This window comes from Xylophilus sp. GW821-FHT01B05 (assembly GCA_038961845.1).
Lineage (GTDB): Bacteria > Pseudomonadota > Gammaproteobacteria > Burkholderiales > Burkholderiaceae_C > Xylophilus.
Map to the genome: position 1 here is coordinate 820,582 of CP152408.1, position 20,775 is coordinate 841,356.

The following is a 20,775-nucleotide window of genomic DNA, read 5'->3' on the forward strand; positions in this document are numbered from 1 at the left end:
ACCATGCGACCCCTGAATTTCCACCGCCGCCTGTCCCTGTTGCTTGCCGGCCTGTTGCTGGCCGGCACGTCTCACGCCGCTGACCCAATCGTGCTGAAGGTCGGTGACCAGAACTATTACAACATCCGTGCCTCCGTGGAGCTGTCCAAGGCGCTGGAAGGGGCTTCGTACAAGGTCGAGTGGTCGGGCTTCCAGGCGGCCGCGCCGTTGTCAGAGGCGCTCAACGCGGGCGCCATCGACATCGGCTTTCTGGGCGATTCGGGCTTCTTGTTCCTGGCCTCCAAAAGCAGCACGGCCCGGCTGATCGGCGTGACGCGGCAGAACCCCAAGACGGTGGCGCTACTGGTGCCAAAGAACTCCACCGCCAAGACCATTGCCGACCTCAAGGGCAAGAAGGTTGCCTATTGGCCCGGTGCGTGGAGCCAGCAACTGACCTTGGGGGCGCTGGACAAGGCTGGCTTGCCGGCCGACTATGTGCAGTTCGTCAAGCTCATGCCGCTGGATGCGGCCAGCGCACTGCCGGGTGGCAGCATCGACGCCTTCCCGGTCTGGGAGCCCTACATCTCGCAGCAGATCGTGCAGTCCGGCGCGCGGGCGCTGTTCACGGCCGAAGGCGTGATCCCGGCGCTCAGCACCATCGCGGCCTACGGCCCCTCCATCGAGACCAAGCGCGCGGCCATCGCCGACTTTCTGGTGCGCCTGAAAACCGCCAGGGCCTGGGTCAATGCCAACACCGACGCCTATGCCGACGCCTGGGCCCAGCGCGCCAACCTGGACCGTGAGGTGTCGCGGCACTGGTTGCGCCAGGCGGGGCTCACCGTAGGCCCGGTCGATGCGCAGGCCGCCCGCGACATCCAGGGTACGGCCGACTTCCTGCACAAGGTAGAGGTGCTGCCCGCAGCCTTCGACACCCGCAAGGTGATCGACACCTCGTTCACGCAAGCGCTCTCGCAGTAGGCACACATGGCAGCCAAGAAGAAGCAGATCCTGCTCAACGCGTTCAACATGAACTGCGTGGGCCATATCAACCACGGGCTGTGGACGCACCCGCGTGACCACTCCGGCGACTACAACAGCATCGACTACTGGACCGGGATGGCGCGCACGCTGGAGCGTGGCCTGTTCGATGGCCTGTTCATCGCCGACATCGTGGGCGTCTACGACATCTACCAGGGCAATATCGATACCACGCTGCGTGAATCGATCCAGTTGCCGGTGAACGACCCGCTGTTGCTGGTCTCGGCCATGGCGGCAGTGACAAAGCACCTGGGATTCGGCGTGACGGTGAACCTCAGCTACGAGCAGCCCTACCTGCTGGCGCGCAAGTTCTCTACGCTCGATCACCTCACCCGCGGGCGCATCGGCTGGAACATCGTCACCGGTTACCTCGACAGCGCCGCGCGCGCCATGGGCCGCACCGAGCAGATCCCGCACGACGAGCGCTACGACCGCGCCGACGAGTACCTGGAAGTGCTCTACAAGCTGTGGGAGGGCAGTTGGGAAGATGGGGCGGTGCGCCGCGACAAGGCCGCGCGCGTGTTTACAGACCCGGCCAGGGTGCACAAGGTGCAGCACCAGGGGCGCTACTACCAGCTCGACGGCTACCACCTGAGCGAGCCCTCGCCGCAGCGCACGCCGGTGCTGTTTCAGGCGGGCAGCTCGGGCCGCGGGCAGCAGTTTGCGGCGCGGCACGCGGAGTGCGTCTTCATCTCGCCGCCGAGCAAAGAGGCCGCGCGAAAATCCGTGCAGGTCCTGCGCGAGCAATTGGTCCGGGCAGGCCGCCGGCCGGATGACATCAAGGTCTTTGTGGGCGCTGCCGTGGTGCCGGGCGCAACGGAGAAGCAGGCGCGCGAGAAGTACGCCGACTACCTGAGCTATGCCAGCCGCGAGGCCGGGCTTGCGCATTTCTCGGCGAGCGTCGGTATCGACTACGCGCGCTACGGGCTGGACGAACGCATCGAATACGGCAAGACCAATGCCATCGAGTCGGCTGCGCGCACCGCCGAGCAGAACGGCTGGACGCGGCGCAAGCTGCTCGACCTGTTCGAGATTGGCGGGCGCTACCCGGCCATCGTCGGTGACGCAGGGCAGGTGGCTGACGAGCTGCAGTCCTGGGTCGACGAGGCCGGTGTGGACGGCTTCAACATCAGCCGCACGGTAGTGCCCGAGAGCTACGAGGACTTTGTCGACCTCGTGGTGCCCGAGCTGCAGCAGCGCGGCGTCTACAAGACGGCCTACGCCGAAGGCACGCTGCGCGCCCGTATTGGTGGCGAGGGCGACCGCCTGCCGGCACGGCATGCGGCGGCGCAGTTCCGCAACCCTTCATCGCTGGGGGCGCCGGCCCCTTCCCTTCCCCAACTGTCGCAGGTTTGATCCCATGAAACTCCCTCGCCTCTTGTGGGCCGTCGTCTCTTCGCTCCTGCTTGCCGCCACGGCGCAGGCCCAGCAACTCAAGATCGGCGTCACGCCGGGCTCGCTCGCCGACTCGGTCGAGGTGGCCGCCAAAGAGGCGCGCCAGCAGGGCCTGGACGTGAAGGTGATCGAGTTCACCGACTGGACCACGCCCAACACGGCGCTGGCTGCGGGCGACATCGATCTGAACTACTTCCAACACCAGGCCTTTCTCGATAACGCCATCAAGGAGCGCGGCTACAAGTTCACCAGCGTGGCCACGGGGCTGCTGCCCAACATCGGCTTGTATTCGCTCAAGCTCAAGCGCTTTGATGAACTGAAGGAGGGGGCCCGCGTAGGCGTGGCCAATGACCCGGTCAACCAGGGGCGCGGCCTGCAATTGCTGGAGAAAGCCGGCCTCATCAAGCTGCGCGACGGCGTGGGCGCGCGCGGTGGGCTGAACGACATCGTGGCCAACCCGAAGAAGCTCAAGTTCTCTGAAATAGAAGGCCCGCAACTGGTGCGCGCGCTCGACGACCTGGACCTGGCCCAGGGCTACCCGGCGCACTACGTCAACGCCGGCAAGCCGCAGATCGCCGGCAGCGCGCTGCTGTACTCGGGCATCGATGACGTGTACTTCGCCATTCGCTTCGTCTCGCGCCAGGACAACGCAAAAGACCCGCGCGTGCTGAAGTTCGTGAAGATCTACCAGGATTCGCCAGCGGTGCGCGCGCAGATCCATAAGTCCTTTGCCGACAACGACAAGCTCTACAGCTTGCCCTGGGTGAACCAGTAATCCGTTTCTCCATGAATCTACTGACCACTCTCCGCGCCGGCGCAGCCGCGCTGGTTCTGCTTGCCGGTGCCGCCTGGGCACAGGCGCCCCTCAGGATTGGCGTCACGCCCGGCCCATTGGCCGATTCGGCCGAGATCGCGGCTGCCGAGGCCAGGAAGCAGGGGCTCGACGTCAAGGTGGTGGAGTTCAGCGACTGGACCACGCCCAACACGGCGCTGGCGGCCGGCGACCTCGATGCCAATTACTTCCAGCACCAGGCCTATCTCGACAACGCCATCAAGGAGCGTGGCTACAAGTTTCGCAGCGTGGCCGTTGGCCTGCGCGGCAGCCTGGGGCTCTTCTCTGCCCGTTACCGCCGTACTGAAGACATCCCTGCGGGCGCGCGCATTGCGCTGTCGAACGACCCGGCCAACCAGACACGGGCGCTGGCCTTCCTGCGCGATGTGGGGCTGCTCACGCTGCGCCCGGGCACGGGGCGCTCGTTCACGCTCGACGACGTAGCGGGCAACCCACGCAAGCTGAAATTTGTCGAGGTGCCAGGGCCGCAACTGGTGCGCTCGTTCGAGGATGTAGACGCCGTGGTGACGCCGCCCAGCGCCTTTGTCACGGCCGGCCGCAAGGATGTGGCGGCTGCAGGCCTGCGCTATTCGATCGATGAAGACAGCTACTGGGCCATCCAGTTCGTGGCCCGCAACGACAACGCGGCCGATCCACGGCTGGCCAAATTCATCGCGATCTACCAGGCCTCGCCCGCCGTGCGCAAGCAACTGCACGAGTCCTATGGCAGCAACGAGAACTTCTACAGCCTGGCCTGGTTGAAGAGGGCCGCACCATGAAGCTGCTCCACGTGCAGGCCCGCCCGTGAATGCACCGCAAGCCTTCCAGCGGCAGGGAGAAAGCACCATGGCCGGCACGGTGGCGTTCGAGGGCCTGGGCAAGATCTATCACTCCTCGGCCGGGCCGGTGCATGCGCTGCAGGACATCAGCCTGGATGTTCCTGCGGGCAGCATCTTCGGCATCATCGGGCGCAGCGGTGCGGGCAAGTCGAGCCTGCTGCGCACCATCAACCGGCTGGAGCGGCCCACCCAGGGCCGCGTGCTGGTAGACGGCCAGGACGTGGGCCGGCTGGATGACGAGGGCCTGGTGGCGCTGCGCCGGCGCGTGGGCATGATCTTCCAGCACTTCAACCTGCTGTCGGCCAAGACCGTCTGGAACAACGTGGCATTGCCACTGAAGGTGGCCGGCGTGCCACAGGCGCAGATCACCCAGCGCGTGGCCGAGGTGCTTGAACTGGTGGGGCTGGACGGCAAGCACCACACCTACCCCAGCCGGCTCTCGGGCGGGCAGAAGCAGCGCGTGGGCATTGCCCGCGCGCTGGTGCACCGCCCCGAGATCCTGCTGTGCGACGAGGCCACCTCGGCGCTCGACCCGGAGACCACCCAGTCCATCCTGGCGCTGCTGCGCGACATCAACCGGCGCCTGGGCCTGACCATCGTGCTCATCACGCACGAGATGGCCGTGATCCGCGAGATCTGCGACCAGGTGCTGGTGCTGGAGGACGGGCGCATCGCCGAGCGCGGCCCCGTCTGGCAGGTGTTTGGCAACCCGCGCCACGACGCCACGCGCGCGCTGCTGCGCCCGCTGGAGCATGCCCTGCCCGACGACTTGGCGCGCCGGCTGCTGCCAGCGCCGCCCGCCGGCCAGGCGTACGAGCAGGTGCTGGAGCTGCGCTACACCGGCGAGGACGGCATCGAGCCCGACCTGGCCCGCATTGCCGAGGCGCTCGGCGCCCCGGTGCGGCTGCTGCACGGCGGCGTGGGCCGCATCCAGGGCCACACGCACGGCCGCCTGCTGCTGGCCACCACGGCCGACGAGGCCGCCATCGCCACCCTCGCGGCGCGCCGCGTCGCCCACCACGCAAAGGTTCTCGGCCATGTCGGCATTGATGATTGAACGCATTCTTGAGGGCCTGCTCGATACGCTGACCATGGTCGGCGCGTCGGCGCTGATCGCGCTGGTGGCGGGCATCCCGCTGGCGGTATGGCTGGTGCTGTCGGCACCGGGCGGCCTGCTGGAGGCGCCGCGCACCCACCGCGTGCTGGGCAGCATCGTCAACGGCTTTCGCGCCACGCCCTTCATCGTGCTGCTGGTGGCGCTGATCCCATTCACGCGGCTGGTCACCGGCACCACCATTGGTGTGTGGGCTGCGGTGGTGCCGCTGGCGGTGAGCGCCACGCCCTTCTTTGCACGCATCGTCGAGGTGAGCCTGCGCGGCGTGGATGCCGGCCTGGTCGAGGCCGCGCAGGCCATGGGCTGCCGGCGCTGGCACATCGTGCGCCACGTGCTGCTGCCCGAGGCGCTGCCCGGCATCGTCGGTGGCTTCACCATCACCCTGGTATCGATGATCGGCGCCTCGGCCATGGCTGGTGCGGTAGGGGCGGGCGGGCTGGGTGACATCGCCATCCGCTATGGCTACCAGCGCTTCAACACCGAGGTGATGGTGACGGTCATCGTCGTATTGATCGCGCTGGTGTGCCTGATCCAGTTCATTGGCGACCGCTACGTGCGCTGGCTCAAGGACCGCTGAGCCCGGCAGCCCGCTTCCTTTCCCATCACCAAGATCACCAAGGCCAGAGCACATGACTTCATCGACACCACGCCGCCGCTTTCTCCAAACCACCGCCGCCGTGGCTGCGGGTGGCCTCGCGGCCAGCTGGAGCGCGGCAACCCATGCCGCCACGCCCGCGCTGATCCGCGTGGGTGTCACCTCCGGGCCGCACGAGCAGATCTTTGGTGCCGTCAAGCGCGTGGCGGAGCGCGACTATGGCCTGAAGATCCGCATCGTTCCGTTCAATGACTACGTACAGCCCAACGCCGCGCTGGACGCTGGCGACATCGAGGCCAACAGCTTTCAGCACCGGCCCTTTCTGGCAGCGGCCATACGCGCGCGTGGCTACAAGCTGGTGGGCTTTGGCAAGACCTGGGTTGGCCCCATCGGGCTGTACTCCAAGCGCTACAAGACGCTGGCGGACCTGCCGCAGGGCGCACAGATCACCTTCCCCAACGACCCGGCCAATGGCGGGCGGGTGCTTTTGCTGTTGCAACAGGCGGGACTGCTGAAGTTGAAGACCGGCATCGACCCGGTGGCCGGTGTGTTTGCTACCAAACTGGACATCGTGGACAACCCACGCAAGCTGCGCCTGGTGGAGATCGATTCGCCCCAGCTCCCGCGCTCGCTGGACGACGTGGACGCCGCGGCCATCAATGCCGACTTTGCCAACAAGGCGGGCCTGAACCCGGTGCGCGACTCCATCCTGCTGGAGGACAAGGAAGGCCCCTACGCCTGCCTGATCGCCGTGCGCGAGAAGGACAAGGACGAGGCCTGGGTGCAGCAACTGGTGCAGGCCTACCAGACCGATGAGGTGCGCAACTTCATCCTCAAGGAGTTCGATGGCGTGGTGATTCCTGCCTTCTGACCATCAAGCCATATCCGTCCATGCAAGACCTGCTCTCATCCCCATCGCTGCCTGCATCGGAGGTCTCGCGCCGCCACTTGCTGGCCTTGACCGGCATGCTGATCGGTGGCACCTGGCCCGGCCACGCGCAGGCCGCCACCGGCAGCCTGCCCGACACCGTGGAGGGCGCCGTGCGCGGTGGCACGCTCAGCGCGGTGATCCACCCTGAGCCGCCATCGCTCGCCTTCTTCGTCAACACCGCATCGCCCACGCGCGCCGTGGTCAGCAAGATATTCGATGGCCTGCTCGACTACGGGCCCGACCTCAAGCCACGCCCGCAATTGGCCGAGAGCGTGGAGGTCTCGGCCGATGGCCTGACCGTGCGCCTGAAGCTGCGCCAGAACGTGCTCTGGCACGACGGCAAGCCCTTCAGCTCGGCCGACGTGAAGTTCTCTGCCGATGAAGTCTGGCGCAAGTACGCCCCCACGGCGCGGCGGGTGTTCCAGCACCTGAGCAAGGTGGAGACGCCCGACGCCCACACCGTGGTGTTGACGCTGGCCAAGCCCACGCCGGTGATCCTCAACGCCTTGGATGTGGTGGCGGCGCCGGTGCTGCCCCGGCACCTGTACGAAGGCACGGACATCCCCAACAACCCCTACAACAACAAGCCGGTGGGCACCGGGCCCTTCTTGTTCAAGGAGTGGGCGCGCGGCAGCCACATCGCGCTGGAGCGCAATGACCGGTACTGGGCACCGGGCCGCCCGTTTCTGGACGGCATCGTCTGGAAGGTCATTCCCGATGTGGCAGGCCGCGCCACCGCGCTGGAGACCGGCGCCGTGCAGTACGGCGAGCGCAACCCGGTGACCTTTGCCGATGCAGGCCGCCTGGCCAAGCTGCCGAACCTGACGGTGGACACGGCCGGCTACAACGGCTTTTCTGGCTGGTTCTGGCTGCTGCCCAATTTGCGCCACCCGATTCTGGGCAAGGCCCCGGTGCGCCAGGCCATCCTGCACGCCATCGACCGCGAGGCGCTGACCAAGACCGTCTGGGGTGGCTACGCGGTGCCGGCTACGGGGCCGGTGACCTCGCAGCTCAAGACCTTCTACACCGCCGACACGCAGCAGTACCCGTTCGACCGCAAGAAGGCCGAGGCGTTGCTGGACGCGGCCGGCTACCCGAAGCAGGCCGACGGCTGGCGCTTCAAGCTCACGCACGACTTCATTCCCTACGGGGACGACTACCGCCGCACCGGCGAGTTTGTGCGGCAGGCGCTGCGCGCCGTCGGCATCGACGTGACCCTGCGAGCGCTGGACTTGCCGACCTGGCTGACCAATGTCTTCACCCGCTACGACTTCGAGCTGGCCAGCTCCTGGAGCGTGAACTGGCAAGACCCGCAACTGGGCGTGGAGCAGCACTACTGGTCCAAGGCCGAGAGCAAGGGCACGCCATGGCAGAACGCCTCGGGCTACGCCAGCCCGGAGATGGACCGCCTGATCGAGGCCGCACAGGTCGAACGCGACCCGGCCAAGCGTGTGCAGCTCTACCAGCAAGTCCAGAAGCTGGCGCAGGCCGATCTGCCCCTGATCAACCTGTTCGAGTTCCGCTGGTTCGGCGTCTGGGCGCGCAACTTGCGCAACGTCACTGACAGCTACATCCACACGCAGAACAACTTCGCCAACGTGTGGCTCGACAAGCCGGCGGCGTGATGAGCGCAGCAAACCCCATCCATACCTTGGCGCACCGCATCACCAGCGATGCCGAGGCCATTGCCGTAGCCACGCGGCTGGCGCATGACTTCGCCCCCGGCGCCGCCGAGCGTGACCGCGAGCGCCGCCAGCCCTGGGCTGAGCTGGACGCCTTCGTTGCCAGCGGCCTGTGGGGCATCACCGTGCCACGCGCCTTTGGCGGCGCGGGTGTGTCGAATGCAACGCTGGCCGAGGTGCTTGCCATCATTGCGGCGGCCGACAGCTCGCTGGCGCAAATCCCGCAGAACCACTTCTATGTGCTGGAGCTATTGCGCGTGGGCGGCACCGAGGCCCAGCAGCGCTACTTCTACGGCCTGACGCTGGCGGGAACCCGCTTTGGCAATGCGCTGTCGGAAACCGGGCGCCGCGACTTCCAACGTGCCACCCGGCTGAGCCCGCTGCCGGATGGCAACTGGACGGTGACGGGGCAGAAGTTCTATTGCACCGGCGCGATCTACGCGCATTGGATTCCGGTCTGGGCCGCACGCGAGGAGCATGGGCGCGACGTGGGCTACCTGGCCTTTGTGCCGCGCGACACGGCAGGCATCACCGTTGTCGACGACTGGGACAGCTTTGGCCAGCGCCTGACCGGCAGTGGCAGCGTGCGCTTCGACAACGTGCAGGTGCGGCCCGAGTGGATCATTCCGTTCCAGGGCGCTTTCGAGCAGCCGACCACGGTGGGCCCGGTGGCGCAGATCATGCACGCGGCCATCGACCTGGGGCTGGCGCGCGGCGCACTGGCGGCCACGCTGCCCTTTGTGCGTGAACGCTCGCGCCCCTGGATCGATGCCAAGGTCGAGTGCGCCAGCGACGATCCGCTGCTGATCCAACAGGTGGGCGAGATCGTCCTACGCCTGCGTGCTGCAGAAGCCCTGGTGCGCCGCGCCGGCCGCATCGTCGATGCCGCACAGGCCGCGCCGAATGAGCGCAGCGTGGCCGCAGCCTCCATCGCCGTGGCCGAGGCGCGTGCGCTGACCACCACTGCCTCGCTGGATGCGGGCAGCCGCCTGTTCGAGCTGGCCGGCACCGGCGCCACCTTGGACGGCCTGGGCCTGGATCGCTTCTGGCGCAACGCGCGCACCCACACGCTGCACGACCCGGTGCGCTGGAAGTACCACGCCGTGGGCAACTACTACCTCAACGACCGCATTCCACCGCGCCATGGCGCGATCTGATGCGCCGCCAAGTCCTCCCGCAAAGACAAGCCACATGAGCCCCGACATCTTCTGGTTCCTGCCCACCTCGGGCGACACCCGCTACCTTGGCAAGTCCGACTTCGGCCGGCCTGCTACCAATGCCTATCTGCGGCAGATCGCGGTGACGGCGGAAGACCTGGGCTACGACGGGCTGTTGATTCCCACCGGCAGCTCTTGCCTCGATCCCTGGGTGACAGCCGCCAGCCTGGTACCGGTGACGCGGCGCATCAAGCTGCTGGTGGCGCTGCGCACCTCGCTGGGTGGGCCCACGGCGTCGGCGCGCCAGGCGGCCACGCTGGACCAGGCCTTGGGCGCGGGCCGGCTGCTGCTGAACGTGGTGCCGGGCGGTGACGCCACCGAGTTGGCGGCAGACGGCGTGTTCTACGACCATGACACGCGCTATGAGGCTGGTGACGAGTTCCTGACCGTCTGGCGCCGCTTGTTGCAGGGCGAGAAGGTGGACTTCGACGGCACGCACGTGAAGGTGCGCGGCGCGCAGAACTACCACGCACCCGTGACGACGCCCCATCCGCCGCTGTACTTTGGGGGTTCCTCGCCGGCAGCGCACGCCTTGGCCGCCAAGCATGTGGACGCCTACCTGACCTGGGGCGAGCCACCAGCCGCCGTGGCCGAGAAGATCGCGGATGTGCGCCGCCTTGCCGCTGAGCATGGCCGCACGTTGCGCTTCGGCGTGCGGCTGCACGTGATCGTGCGCGAGACCAGCGAAGAGGCCTGGGCCGACGCAGCCCGGCTGATCAGCCATCTGAGTGACGAAGACATCGCCAACGCGCAGAGCAACTACGCCCGCATGGACTCCGTGGGGCAAAGCCGCATGGCCGCGTTGCACGGCGGACAACGCGACAAGCTGGTGGTCGGCCCCAATCTGTGGGCCGGCGTGGGTTTGGTGCGCGGTGGCGCGGGCACGGCGCTGGTGGGCAATCCGCAAGAGGTGGCGGCGCGGCTGCAGGAGTACATCGACCTGGGCGTGGACAGCTTTGTGCTGTCGGGTTATCCGCATCTGGAAGAGTCGATCCGCTTTGCGGAGCTGGTGTTTCCGCTACTGCCCGGCAAGCAGCCGGTCACGCTGCGCGACCAGGCGGTGACCGGCGGGGCTTTTGACGTTCGGGCCGCCAGCGCGGCGCCATGAGTTTGGCCGGCTAGCGCCCATCCCTTTCAAGGTCTTGTGATTTGTTTGGCAGTTTGGGTGTCTTGCTAAGGGCAGGAGCCGGGACTCGCCCCGGCGGGCGACCTACTCTTCTTTGCTTCGCCAAAGAAGAGTAGGCAGAAGAAAGGCGAGCCGGAGCCAGGGGCCCTGCGGGCTTCCCTGCGCTGCCAACGGCGTTGGACAGCCGAACAGCCGGCCCCCACCCCAGCCCTCCCCCAGCGGGGGAGGGAGTAGTACCGAGCCGAGCGCAGCGAAGGCCCGTGCGGCTGTCCCGGGGTCCCCTCTGTGGCGTTGAGGAGCGCAGGAGTCGGCAGGTTGCCCGTAGCGCAGCGAAGGGACGGCGAGGACTGTTTGAGCGCAGCGAGTTCCGCAGCCGCCTGCCGATTCCGAGCACCGCAAAGCAGTCCGGCAAAGCCGGACCGCCACAGTGGGGTCGCCTTCTCTTTGGTGACTTTCTCTTGGCGACACAAGAGAAAGTTACTCGCCCGCCGGGGCGAACTCCCGGCACCCGCCGCCCGCAAGGCAAACAAGCCCGGATATCTCAAAGGCCTTGGAGGGGAGCTAACGCCCCAACCTCGCCGCCAACGCATCCGCCACCCGCTCCGCCGTCTGCAGCGTGCGGATGGTCAAGGGCGCCAGCAGCCGCAACCCACCACCGCGCCCACTGCGCGCACGATAAGCATCGTCCAGCCGCTGCCACTGCACATAGAAGTTCTCGGCAAAGCGCAGGGTCAGACCCAGGCCTAGCGCGATGCGCTCGGTGGGCAGGCCCAGGCGTTGCAAGGGGCGCAGGCAGGCCTCCAGCACGGCCAGCAGGTCGTCGAAGCGCGTGGTCAGCGTCAGCATCAGGGCCAACAGGCCGGCGCTGGTGAGGCGCAGAGCGCTGGCGGCGCCCAGGGCTGTGGAGCCCAATAGCCAGTGAAAGCCGGTGATCAGTGCCGCCGCGATGGCCATGCCCAGCAGCATGCGCGCGCGGCGCCAGGCCGGGCGGCCTAGTGAGGCAAAGGCCAGCAGCGCCAGCCCGCAGGCAGCGCCCAGCGGGCCCAGGCGGTCGGTCAGCACCAGCAGGGTGCCGCCAGCCGACAGGGCGGCCAGCTTGGCCCAGGCGGGCACGGGATGCATCCAGGTGGGCTGCTGGGAGTACAGGCTACGCATGAGAAGGAGTGCGTTGGCGCACGTCTTCGACATAGGCGGCGCAGACCTCGCGGCCCGGGCCGTCGGCGCGTATGCGGCCCTGCTCCAGCCACAGCACGCGGCCAAAGTCCTGTACATGGGCCAGCGCATGGGTAGAGAAGATGATCTGCTGCGGCGTGCGCTGCAACTGCGCGGCCAGCCGGGCCTGGCTGGGCAGGTCCAGGCTGGCAAAGGGCTCGTCCAGCAGCAGGGTGGCGGGCTGGCTGATCTGCAAGGCCAGCAGGCAGACCTGCTGGCGCTGGCCCTGGCTCAGCTCGCCGATGGCGCGCGGGCCCCAGTCGGCCAGGCCGCGCTGGGCGAGAAATTCTTGCGCCTGCTGCCGCGCGTCCTTGCGCGGCGTGCCCTGGGCCGTGAGGCTAAAGGCCAGTTCTTCTGCCACGGTGGGGAAGATGATCTGGTCGTCCGGGTTCTGGAACATCAGGCCGACGCGGCCGGGCAGCTCGCGGCGCGCCGTGCGCGTGTCGCAGCCATGCACCAGCACCTGGCCCTGCAAGGCTTGCTCCAGCCCGCAGATCAGGCGAAACAGGCTGCTCTTGCCGGCGCCGTTGTCACCGATCAGGCCGATGCGCGGCTCTTGCAGGCTGAGCGTCAGGCCGTCGAACACGCGCTGGTGGCCGCGCTCCAGCGTGACTTCCTGCAGGTGGATGCCGCTGGTGGCGGGGGGATTTCGGAGGGGGGAATTCATCGGTGGCGCTGGGGCCCGCCTGTTGCAGGCGGGGCGGCGGGTACTGTAGCCGACGGTGTCGATGCGGCGATTTTTACGGTTTCTTTATACCGGCCCCACCAGTTTCACCCCCGTTTTTACGGGCCGCTGCCTACGCTTGGCCTCCTACGAACAGCTTTGCTGTGGAGGCTCTATGTGGTGGATTGATATTTTGGCGATAGCAGGCGTGGCCCTGCTCTGGGGTGCGGTGGCCTGGATGGCGCGCGGCTGCGACAAGCTGCATACGCCGCGAGGGGGCCGGTCGTGATCGACAACTCCATCCTCTATGGCGCCGCGGGCTTCGCCGCGCTGGCGCTGTTGGTCTACCTGGTCGTAGCGCTGCTGCGTGCGGAGGACCTATGACTGCTTCTGCCTGGAGCCTGCTGGCTCTGTTCCTTGTCGTGTTGCTGGCTTTGGCCTGGCCCCTGGGCCGTGGCTTGGCCGCGCTGTGCGGCGGACGCCTGCCGCGCTGGATGCTGCGGGCCGAGGCGCCGCTGTTCAAGCTGGCGGGTGTTGACCCGGCGCAGTCCATGGGCTGGAAGCACTATGCGCTGGCGCTGCTGGCCTTTAACGCGCTGGGCGCGCTGGCGGTGTATGCGCTGCAGCGCTTGCAGGGCGTGCTGCCGCTCAACCCGCAGGGCTTTGGCGCGGTGTCGGTGGATTCGGCCTTTGACACCGCGGTGAGCTTTGTCTCCAACACCAACTGGCAGGGCTACTCGGGCGAAGCCACCATGGGCTACCTGGTGCAGATGCTGGGCCTGGCGGTGCAGAACTTCTTCTCTGCCGCTACCGGCATTGCGGTGGCGTTTGCGCTGATCCGCGGTTTTGCCGGGCGCTCGTCTGGCGCGGTGGGCAACTTCTGGGCCGACCTGACCCGCATCACCACCTGGCTGCTGCTGCCCTTGTCGCTGGTGCTGGCGCTGGCCTTTGTGCAGCAGGGCACGATCCAGAACTTCGACGCCTACAAGACGGTGCAGATGCTCGAGACCGTGGCCTTCCAGCAACCCAAGACCACGGCCGACGGCCAGCCCGTGCTGGACGCCAAGGGCCAGCCGGTGCTGGAAGACGCCAAGGCCGACACCCAGACCCTGGCCATGGGCCCGGTCGCCTCGCAGGAGGCGATCAAGATGCTGGGCACCAACGGTGGCGGCTTCTTCAACGCCAACTCGGCCCACCCGTACGAGAACCCGACGGCGCTCAGCAACCTGCTGCAGATGCTGGCGATCTTTGCCATTCCCGCCGCGTTGTGCTTTGCCTTTGGGCAAGAGGTGGGCGACCGCCGGCAAGGCTGGGCGGTGCTGGCGGCGATGACGGTGATGTTCGTGCTGGCGGTGCTGGCCGTGATCCCGGCCGAGCACGTGGCCAACCCGCTGCTGACCCACCTGGGCATGAACGGCGCGGCCGGCAATATGGAGGGCAAGGAGCTGCGCTTTGGCATAGACGCCTCGGCGCTGTTTGCAGCCATCACCACGGCGGCATCCTGCGGCGCGGTCAATGCCATGCATGACGCCTTCACGCCGCTGGGTGGCATGGTGCCGCTGGTGCTGATGCAGCTGGGCGAGGTAGTGTTTGGTGGTGTCGGCTCGGGCCTGTACGGCATGCTGGTGTTTGCCATCCTGGCGGTGTTCATCGCCGGGCTGATGATTGGCCGCACGCCTGAGTATTTGGGCAAGAAGATCGAGAGCTATGAGATGAAGATGGCCTCGATCGCGATCCTGGTCACGCCCATCCTGGCGCTGGGCGGCACCGCTGTGGCGGTGATGGCCACGGCCGGCACGGCAGGCGTTGCCAACCCGGGGCCGCATGGCTTCTCGGAGGTGCTGTATGCGCTGACCTCGGCCGCCAACAACAACGGCAGCGCCTTTGCCGGGCTGTCGGCCAACACGCCCTTCTACAACGTGTTGCTGGCGATTGCGATGTGGCTGGGCCGCTTCGCCGTCATCGTGCCGGTGCTGGCGATTGCCGGCGCGCTGGCCGCCAAGCCGCGCCTGCCGACCACGGCCGGCACCATGCCCACGCACGGCCCGCTGTTTGTCACCCTGCTGATCGGCACGGTGCTGCTGGTGGGGCTGTTGAACTACGTGCCGGCGCTGGCCCTGGGGCCGGTGGTAGAGCACCTGATGCTGTGGACCGGCCATTGAGCCCGGAGAAACTCATGAACACGCAAACTTCCTTCTCGCTGTTCGACCCGGTGCTGCTGCGCCCCGCGCTGGCACAGGCCTTCGCCAAGCTGAACCCACGGGTGCAGTGGCGCAACCCGGTGATGTTCGTCGTCTATGTCGGCAGCATCCTGACCACGCTGCTGGCGGTGGAAGCCGCACGCGGGCATGGCGAGGCCTCTTTTGGCTTTGTTGCCAGCGTGGCGGTGTGGCTCTGGTTCACGGTGCTGTTCGCCAACTTTGCCGAGGCCATGGCTGAAGGCCGCGCGCAGGCCCAGGCGGCCTCTCTACGTGGTCTGCAAAAGGCGGCCTGGGCCAAGAAGTTCCAGCACACGGCCAAGCCCTTGCACGGCTCTGCCTGGCTGCCCGAGCAGGCCGACAACCTGCGCCGTGGCGACATGGTGCTGGTGGAGGCGGGCGACATGGTGCCGCTGGACGGCGAGGTGGTGGAGGGCGTGGCCTCGGTCGATGAATCCGCCATCACAGGCGAATCCGCCCCTGTGATCCGCGAGGCGGGCGGTGATTTCTCTGCCGTCACCGGCGGCACGCGCGTGCTGTCGGACTGGCTGGTGGTGCGCATCGCCGTGAACCCGGGCGAGGGCTTTATCGACCGCATGATCGGCATGGTCGAGAGCGCCAAGCGCCAGAAGACGCCCAACGAGATCGCGCTCAACATCTTGCTGGTGGCGCTGACCATCGTGTTCCTGGTGGTGACGGCCGCGCTGCTGCCGTATTCGATCTTCAGCGTGCAGGCCACGCAGTCCGGCCAGGTGGTGACCATCACCGCGCTGATCGCGCTGCTGGTGTGCCTGATCCCGACCACTATCGGCGGCCTGCTGTCGGCCATTGGCGTGGCCGGCATGAGCCGCATGATGCAGGCCAATGTGATCGCGACATCGGGCCGCGCGGTAGAGGCCGCGGGCGATGTGGACGTGCTGCTGCTCGACAAGACCGGCACCATCACCCACGGCAACCGCCAGGCATCGAGCTTTGTCGCGGCACCAGGCCAGAACGAGGCCGGCGTGGCGCGCACCGCGCTGCTGGCATCGCTGGCCGACGAGACGCCCGAGGGCCGCAGCATCGTGGCGCTGGCGCGCCGCCTGGGGGTGGAAGAGCCGGCCGCGGCTGGTGCCCAGTTCGTGCCCTTTACCGCGCAAACGCGCATGAGCGGCGTCGACCTGCCGGCGGAAGACGGCAGTGGCATGCGCCAGATCCGCAAGGGCGCGGCAGACGCCATTCGCCGCTATGTAGAAGCGCTGGGTGGCAGCATGCCGGCAGCAGTGGTGCGCGCATCGGAAGACATCGCGCGCCGTGGCAGCACGCCGCTGGTGGTGATCGATGGCACGCGGGTGATGGGCACGGTCGAGCTGAAGGACATCGTCAAGTCCGGCATCCGCGAGCGCTTTGCCGAGCTGCGCCGCATGGGCATCAAGACGGTGATGATCACCGGCGACAACAAGCTCACCGCATCGGCCATTGCCGCCGAGGCCGGCGTGGACGATTTCCTGGCCGAGGCCACGCCAGAAGACAAACTGGCGCTGATCCGCGGCTACCAGGCCGAAGGCCGGCTGGTGGCCATGACCGGCGACGGCACCAACGACGCACCCGCGCTGGCCCAGGCCGACGTGGCCGTGGCCATGAACACCGGCACCCAGGCCGCGAAAGAGGCCGGCAACATGGTCGACCTGGACAGCAACCCGACCAAACTGCTGGAGGTGGTGGAGACCGGCAAGGCGCTGCTCATGACGCGCGGCTCGCTCACCACCTTCTCGATTGCCAACGACGTGGCCAAGTACTTCGCCATCCTGCCGGCGATCTTTGTCACCACCTACCCGCAGCTGTCCGCGCTCAACGTGATGCACCTGGCCAGCCCCAGCTCGGCGATTTTGTCGGCGGTGATCTTCAACGCGTTGGTGATCGTGTTCCTGATCCCGCTGGCGCTGAAGGGCGTGAAGTACCGCGCCATTGGCGCCGCCGCGCTGCTGCGCCGCAACCTGGCCATCTACGGCCTGGGCGGGCTGATCGTGCCCTTTGTCGGCATCAAGCTGATCGACCTGTTGCTGGTCGCGCTGCACCTCACCTGAGATTGGAGATTGTCATGAAAGCCATCCTGCGCCCTGCGCTCAGCCTGTTCGTCGCGCTGTCGGTTTTGACCGGCATCGCCTACCCGCTGGTCGTCACCGGCATTTCCAAAGCGGCCTTTCCCAGCCAGGCGGCTGGTAGCTTGCTGGTGCGCGACGGCAAGACCGTTGGCTCCAGCCTGATCGGCCAGCCCTTCTCCGACCCCGGCCACTTCTGGAGCCGCCCATCGGCTACCGCGCCCCAGCCCTACAACGCCGCCGCATCCGGTGGCGCCAACCTGGGGCCGACCAACCCGGCGCTGGTTGATGCCGTCAAGGCCCGTATCGAAGCCCTGCGCGCCGCCGACCCGGGCAACACCACGCCGGTACCGGCCGACCTGGTCACCAGCTCGGCCAGCGGGCTCGACCCGCACATCAGCCCCGAAGCCGCGCACTACCAGGTGGCCCGCGTGGCGCGGGTGCGTGGCCTGTCGCCGGACAAGGTGCAGGCGCTGATAGCGGCGCACACAGAGCCGGCCTTTGGCGGCTTCTTCGGGCAGGCGCGGGTCAATGTGCTGGAGTTGAATCTGGCTTTGGATGGTCCTCTTCAAAAACAATAGCTAGTAGCCCAGGCGGTACCTGGGCTAGAGCCACTTTTGGCTTAAAAACAGCGCCGGTGGTAGGCTGGCCCTCGGACTCATCTCTTTGAAGGTCTTGTGATCTATTTGATAGTTCTTCCGTCTTGCCGGGTTTCGATACAGGGCCGAGCGCAGCGATGGCCCGTGTGGCTGTCCTGGGTCCCCTCGGGATGCGCCGAGGAGCGCAGCGGCAGGCGGATAAGGGATCGCCCTTGTTTGAGCGAAGCGAGTTTGGGCGATACCCCGCCTGACGCGAGCACCGCAGGTTGCCCCGAAGCGAAGCGCAGGGGACGCAGCACGTGGGGTCGCCCTTTCTTTGGTGACTTTCTTTCGGCGACGCGAAAGAAAGTTACTCGCCCGCCGGGGCGAACTCCCGGCACCCGCCGCCTGCAAGGCTCCCAAGCTCTTGAACGAAATCCGCCCGGCACCCGCCGCCTGCAAGGCACCCCGCGCCGGGATATCTCAAAGACCTTGAAATGCCTGACCGCCCCAACCCCGACGCCCTAATCGCCCAAATCCGCGGCGAAGAAGCCCAGGCGCGCCGCGGCCGCCTGCGCGTCTACCTGGGCGCCAACGCCGGCGTGGGCAAGACCTACGCCATGCTGGGCGCGGCGCAGCGTGCGCACCAGTCCGGCCGCGAGGTGCTGGTGGGCCTGGTCGAAACCCATGGCCGCGCCGAGACCGAGGCACTGCTGGCCGGCCTGACGGTGCTGCCGCGCCAGCCGCTGGAGTGGCGCGGCCGCACCCTGCCTGAATTTGATCTGGACGCAGCCCTGGCGCAAAAGCCAGAGCTGCTGCTGCTCGACGAGCTGGCCCACGCCAACGTGCCCGGCGCGCGCCACACCAAGCGCTGGCAGGATGTGGAGGAGTTGCAGGCCGCCGGCATCGAGGTCTGGACCGCGCTCAACGTGCAGCACCTGGAAAGCCTCAACGGCACGGTCGGCGCCATCACCGGCGTGCGCGTGCAAGAGACCGTGCCCGACACCGTGCTGGACGCCGCCGACGAAGTGGTGCTGGTCGATGTCACCCCCGACGAACTGCTGTCGCGCCTGGCCGCTGGCAAGGTGTATTTGCCGCAGCAGGCCGAGCGCGCCGCGCACAACTTCTTTCGCAAGGGCAACCTGATCGCGCTGCGCGAGCTGGCGCTGCGCCGCACCGCCGAGCACGTGGAAGACGACGTGCGCAGCTACCGCGTGGAATCCGGCGCCGGCCCGGGCCCGCACGGCGCGGCGCAGACGCAGGACGCCTGGAACACCTCCGGCAGCATCCTGGCCTGCGTCGGCCACCGCGAGGGCGCCGAGCAAACCGTGCGCGCCGCCGCGCGCCTGGCCGGCCAGCTCAACGTGCAGTGGTACGCCGCCTATGTCGAGACACCGCGCCTGGCGCGCCTGCCCAAGGCCGAGCGCGACCGCGTGCTGGCGGTGCTGCAACTGGCGCAAGAGCTGGGCGCCGAAACCTCGGTGCTGGCCGCCACCGACGCCGCCGAGGCGCTGGTGGCGCAGGCCCGCGCGCGCAACTGCGCCATGCTGGTGCTGGGCCGGCCCGGCACCCGGCTCGACAGCTGGAAGGCGCAGGTGCGCCAGTGGTTGCCACCGGCCCTGGCCGACGGCACCCTGGGCCGCACCGGCAGCATGCACCAGCGCATCGCGCGGCTCGCGCCCACGCTGGACCTGCTGGAGGCCGCGCCCGCCGCCAGCAGCCGCAGCCTGCGCCCGCCCTCCGGCACGGCCACTGACAGCACGGGCCCGGGCCATGAAGCGCTGCCGGAACAGGGCTGGCAGGGCTACGCCTGGGCGGCGGCCGGCGGCGTGGCGATCACGCTGCTGGCGCGGCCGCTGTCCGGCGCGCTGGAGCTGAGCAACATCGTCATGCTGTTCTTGCTGGGCGTGCTGGGCGTGGCCATGCGCTGGGGGCGCGGGCCGGCGGCATTCGCGGCGCTGCTCAACGTGCTGCTGTTCGACTTCTTCTTCGTCGCGCCGCGCATGTCCTTCTCGGTCAGCGACGTGCAGTACCTGCTGACCTTCGCCGTGATGCTGGTGGTGGGGCTTACCGCCGGCCAGCTCACCGCCGGGCTGCGCTTTCAGGCGCGCATTGCCGCCAGCCGCGAGCAGCGCGCACATGCGCTGTTCGCGCTCACACGCGACCTGTCGGCGGCGATGCAGACCGAGCAGGTCGCAGCCTTGGGCGTGGCCGCCGTGCTGCAGACCTTTGGCGGTCAGGCCCGCGTGCTGCTGCCCGACCAGGACGACCGCCTGGCCTTCCCGGCCGACGCACCGCCCGGCCTGGATGCCAGCGTGGCCGACTGGACGCTGCGCAACGGCCAGAGCGCCGGCCTGGCCACCGCCACGCTGGCGGCCCACCCCTGGCACTACGTGCCGCTGCAGGCGCCGATGCGCGTGCGCGGCGTGCTCGCGCTGCAACCGGCGCAGCCGCGCTGGCTGCTGATCCCCGAGCAGCGCCAGCAGTTGCAGACGCTGGCGCGCCAGATCGCCATCGCGCTGGAGCGCGTGCACTACGTCGAGGTCGCGCAGCAGGCCGTGGTCGAGATGGAATCCGAGCGCCTGCGCAACGCGCTGCTGGCCGCGCTGTCGCATGACGTGCGCACGCCGCTCACGGCACTCATTGGCCTGGCTGAAGCGCTGCGCGCCTCGCAGCCGCCGCTGGCGGCCGAGCAGGCCGACATGGCCGGCGCCGTGGTCGAGCAGGCGCGCGCCCTGCACGTGCTGGTGCACAACCTGCTGGACATGGCGCGCCTGCAAAGCGGCGGCGTGCACCTGCGCAGCGAATGGCAGTCGGTAGAGGAAGTGGCTGGCGCCGCCATCCGCGCCGCAGGCGCCGCGCTGGCCGGGCACGCGGTGCAAACCCGCTTCCCGCCCGATCTGCCGCTGGTGGAATTTGATGCGGTGCTGATCGAGCGCGTGCTGGTCAACCTGCTGGAGAACGCCGCGCGCTACGGCGCCCCGCCCATCGTGCTGGCCGCGCATGCCACGCCCGATACGCTGGTGCTGTCGGTGCGTGACCATGGCCCCGGCCTGCCGGCGGCAGTGCAGGGTCGTGAGCACACGCTGTTTGACAAGTTCACCCGCGGCGCCAGCGAATCGGCCACGCCCGGCATCGGCCTGGGCCTGGCCATTGCGCGCGCCATCGTCGAGGCGCACCGTGGCAGCATTGGCGCGGCCACCGTGCCCGAGGGCGGCGCAGAATTCACGGTTACGCTGCCGCGCCGCCCGCCACCGGAGCTGGACGACATCCCCGACGTGCCCGAACCCTGAC

The 20,775-nt window shown here is 68.1% G+C and carries 17 protein-coding genes; 15 read left to right on the plus strand and 2 right to left on the minus strand.

All coding sequences use genetic code 11. From position 1 onward, the window contains the following. Positions 1 to 3: 3 nt before the first annotated feature. The 10 genes from AAFF27_03960 (at position 4) to ssuD (ending at position 10,730) form a co-directional block, all read left to right on the plus strand. Positions 4 to 957 (plus strand): ABC transporter substrate-binding protein, encoded by a 954-nt coding sequence (locus tag AAFF27_03960; GenBank protein XAH24355.1) that lies wholly within the window; start codon positions 4 to 6, stop codon positions 955 to 957. A 6-nt stretch (positions 958 to 963) separates the two neighbouring features. Then, positions 964 to 2,373 carry an LLM class flavin-dependent oxidoreductase gene (locus tag AAFF27_03965; protein XAH24356.1) on the plus strand — a complete coding sequence of 470 codons (1,410 nt, stop codon included), beginning with the start codon at positions 964 to 966 and terminating at the stop codon, positions 2,371 to 2,373. A 4-nt stretch (positions 2,374 to 2,377) separates the two neighbouring features. After that, the gene (locus AAFF27_03970) at positions 2,378 to 3,187 is read left to right on the plus strand and encodes a MetQ/NlpA family ABC transporter substrate-binding protein (protein ID XAH24357.1); all 810 of its coding nucleotides are present in this window, start codon (positions 2,378 to 2,380) and stop codon (positions 3,185 to 3,187) included. 11 nt (positions 3,188 to 3,198) lie between these two features. Further along, positions 3,199 to 4,023: a MetQ/NlpA family ABC transporter substrate-binding protein gene (locus AAFF27_03975; protein XAH24358.1), complete on the plus strand. Its 825-nt coding sequence runs from the start codon at positions 3,199 to 3,201 to the stop codon at positions 4,021 to 4,023. Between the two features lie 67 nt (positions 4,024 to 4,090). After that, complete coding sequence (locus AAFF27_03980) at positions 4,091 to 5,140, plus strand: ATP-binding cassette domain-containing protein (protein ID XAH26155.1); 1,050 nt, start codon at positions 4,091 to 4,093, stop codon at positions 5,138 to 5,140. Further along, positions 5,121 to 5,774, plus strand: a complete 654-nt coding sequence (locus tag AAFF27_03985) for a methionine ABC transporter permease (GenBank protein ID XAH24359.1) — start codon at positions 5,121 to 5,123, stop codon at positions 5,772 to 5,774. Before AAFF27_03980 ends, AAFF27_03985 begins: the two co-directional genes overlap by 20 nt. Positions 5,775 to 5,826: 52 nt before the next feature. After that, positions 5,827 to 6,663 carry a MetQ/NlpA family ABC transporter substrate-binding protein gene (locus AAFF27_03990; GenBank protein ID XAH24360.1) on the plus strand — a complete coding sequence of 279 codons (837 nt, stop codon included), beginning with the start codon at positions 5,827 to 5,829 and terminating at the stop codon, positions 6,661 to 6,663. Positions 6,664 to 6,683: 20 nt separating this feature from the next. Next, entirely contained in the window at positions 6,684 to 8,348 is a 1,665-nt protein-coding gene (locus tag AAFF27_03995) for an ABC transporter substrate-binding protein (protein ID XAH24361.1), read from the plus strand. Beyond that, positions 8,348 to 9,562: an SfnB family sulfur acquisition oxidoreductase gene (locus AAFF27_04000; protein ID XAH24362.1), complete on the plus strand. Its 1,215-nt coding sequence runs from the start codon at positions 8,348 to 8,350 to the stop codon at positions 9,560 to 9,562. The genes AAFF27_03995 and AAFF27_04000 overlap by 1 nt, the downstream gene beginning before the upstream one ends. Positions 9,563 to 9,596: 34 nt before the next feature. Then, the gene (ssuD, locus tag AAFF27_04005; GenBank protein XAH24363.1) at positions 9,597 to 10,730 is read left to right on the plus strand and encodes an FMNH2-dependent alkanesulfonate monooxygenase; all 1,134 of its coding nucleotides are present in this window, start codon (positions 9,597 to 9,599) and stop codon (positions 10,728 to 10,730) included. A 579-nt stretch (positions 10,731 to 11,309) separates the two neighbouring features. On the opposite strand, the gene AAFF27_04010 is transcribed toward ssuD, so the two are convergent. Further along, positions 11,310 to 11,903, minus strand: coding sequence for an energy-coupling factor transporter transmembrane protein EcfT (locus AAFF27_04010; GenBank protein XAH24364.1), 594 nt, complete (start codon positions 11,901 to 11,903; stop codon positions 11,310 to 11,312). Next, positions 11,896 to 12,627: an ABC transporter ATP-binding protein gene (locus AAFF27_04015; protein ID XAH24365.1), complete on the minus strand. Its 732-nt coding sequence runs from the start codon at positions 12,625 to 12,627 to the stop codon at positions 11,896 to 11,898. Before AAFF27_04015 ends, AAFF27_04010 begins: the two co-directional genes overlap by 8 nt. 282 nt (positions 12,628 to 12,909) lie before the next feature. Here AAFF27_04015 and AAFF27_04020 point away from each other — a divergent pair, with 282 nt between their 5' ends. The 5 genes from AAFF27_04020 (at position 12,910) to AAFF27_04040 (ending at position 20,774) form a co-directional block, all read left to right on the plus strand. Continuing rightward, entirely contained in the window at positions 12,910 to 13,008 is a 99-nt protein-coding gene (locus AAFF27_04020; GenBank protein ID XAH24366.1) for a potassium-transporting ATPase subunit F, read from the plus strand. Next, on the plus strand, positions 13,005 to 14,786 hold the full coding sequence (kdpA, locus tag AAFF27_04025) for a potassium-transporting ATPase subunit KdpA (GenBank protein ID XAH24367.1): 1,782 nt from the start codon (positions 13,005 to 13,007) through the stop codon (positions 14,784 to 14,786). Before AAFF27_04020 ends, kdpA begins: the two co-directional genes overlap by 4 nt. 14 nt (positions 14,787 to 14,800) lie before the next feature. Then, complete coding sequence (gene kdpB / locus AAFF27_04030) at positions 14,801 to 16,888, plus strand: potassium-transporting ATPase subunit KdpB (protein ID XAH24368.1); 2,088 nt, start codon at positions 14,801 to 14,803, stop codon at positions 16,886 to 16,888. Between the two features lie 14 nt (positions 16,889 to 16,902). After that, positions 16,903 to 17,484 (plus strand): potassium-transporting ATPase subunit KdpC, encoded by a 582-nt coding sequence (gene kdpC / locus AAFF27_04035; GenBank protein ID XAH24369.1) that lies wholly within the window; start codon positions 16,903 to 16,905, stop codon positions 17,482 to 17,484. Positions 17,485 to 17,978: 494 nt separating this feature from the next. Beyond that, positions 17,979 to 20,774 carry a DUF4118 domain-containing protein gene (locus tag AAFF27_04040; GenBank protein ID XAH24370.1) on the plus strand — a complete coding sequence of 932 codons (2,796 nt, stop codon included), beginning with the start codon at positions 17,979 to 17,981 and terminating at the stop codon, positions 20,772 to 20,774. Position 20,775: the final 1 nt, after the last annotated feature.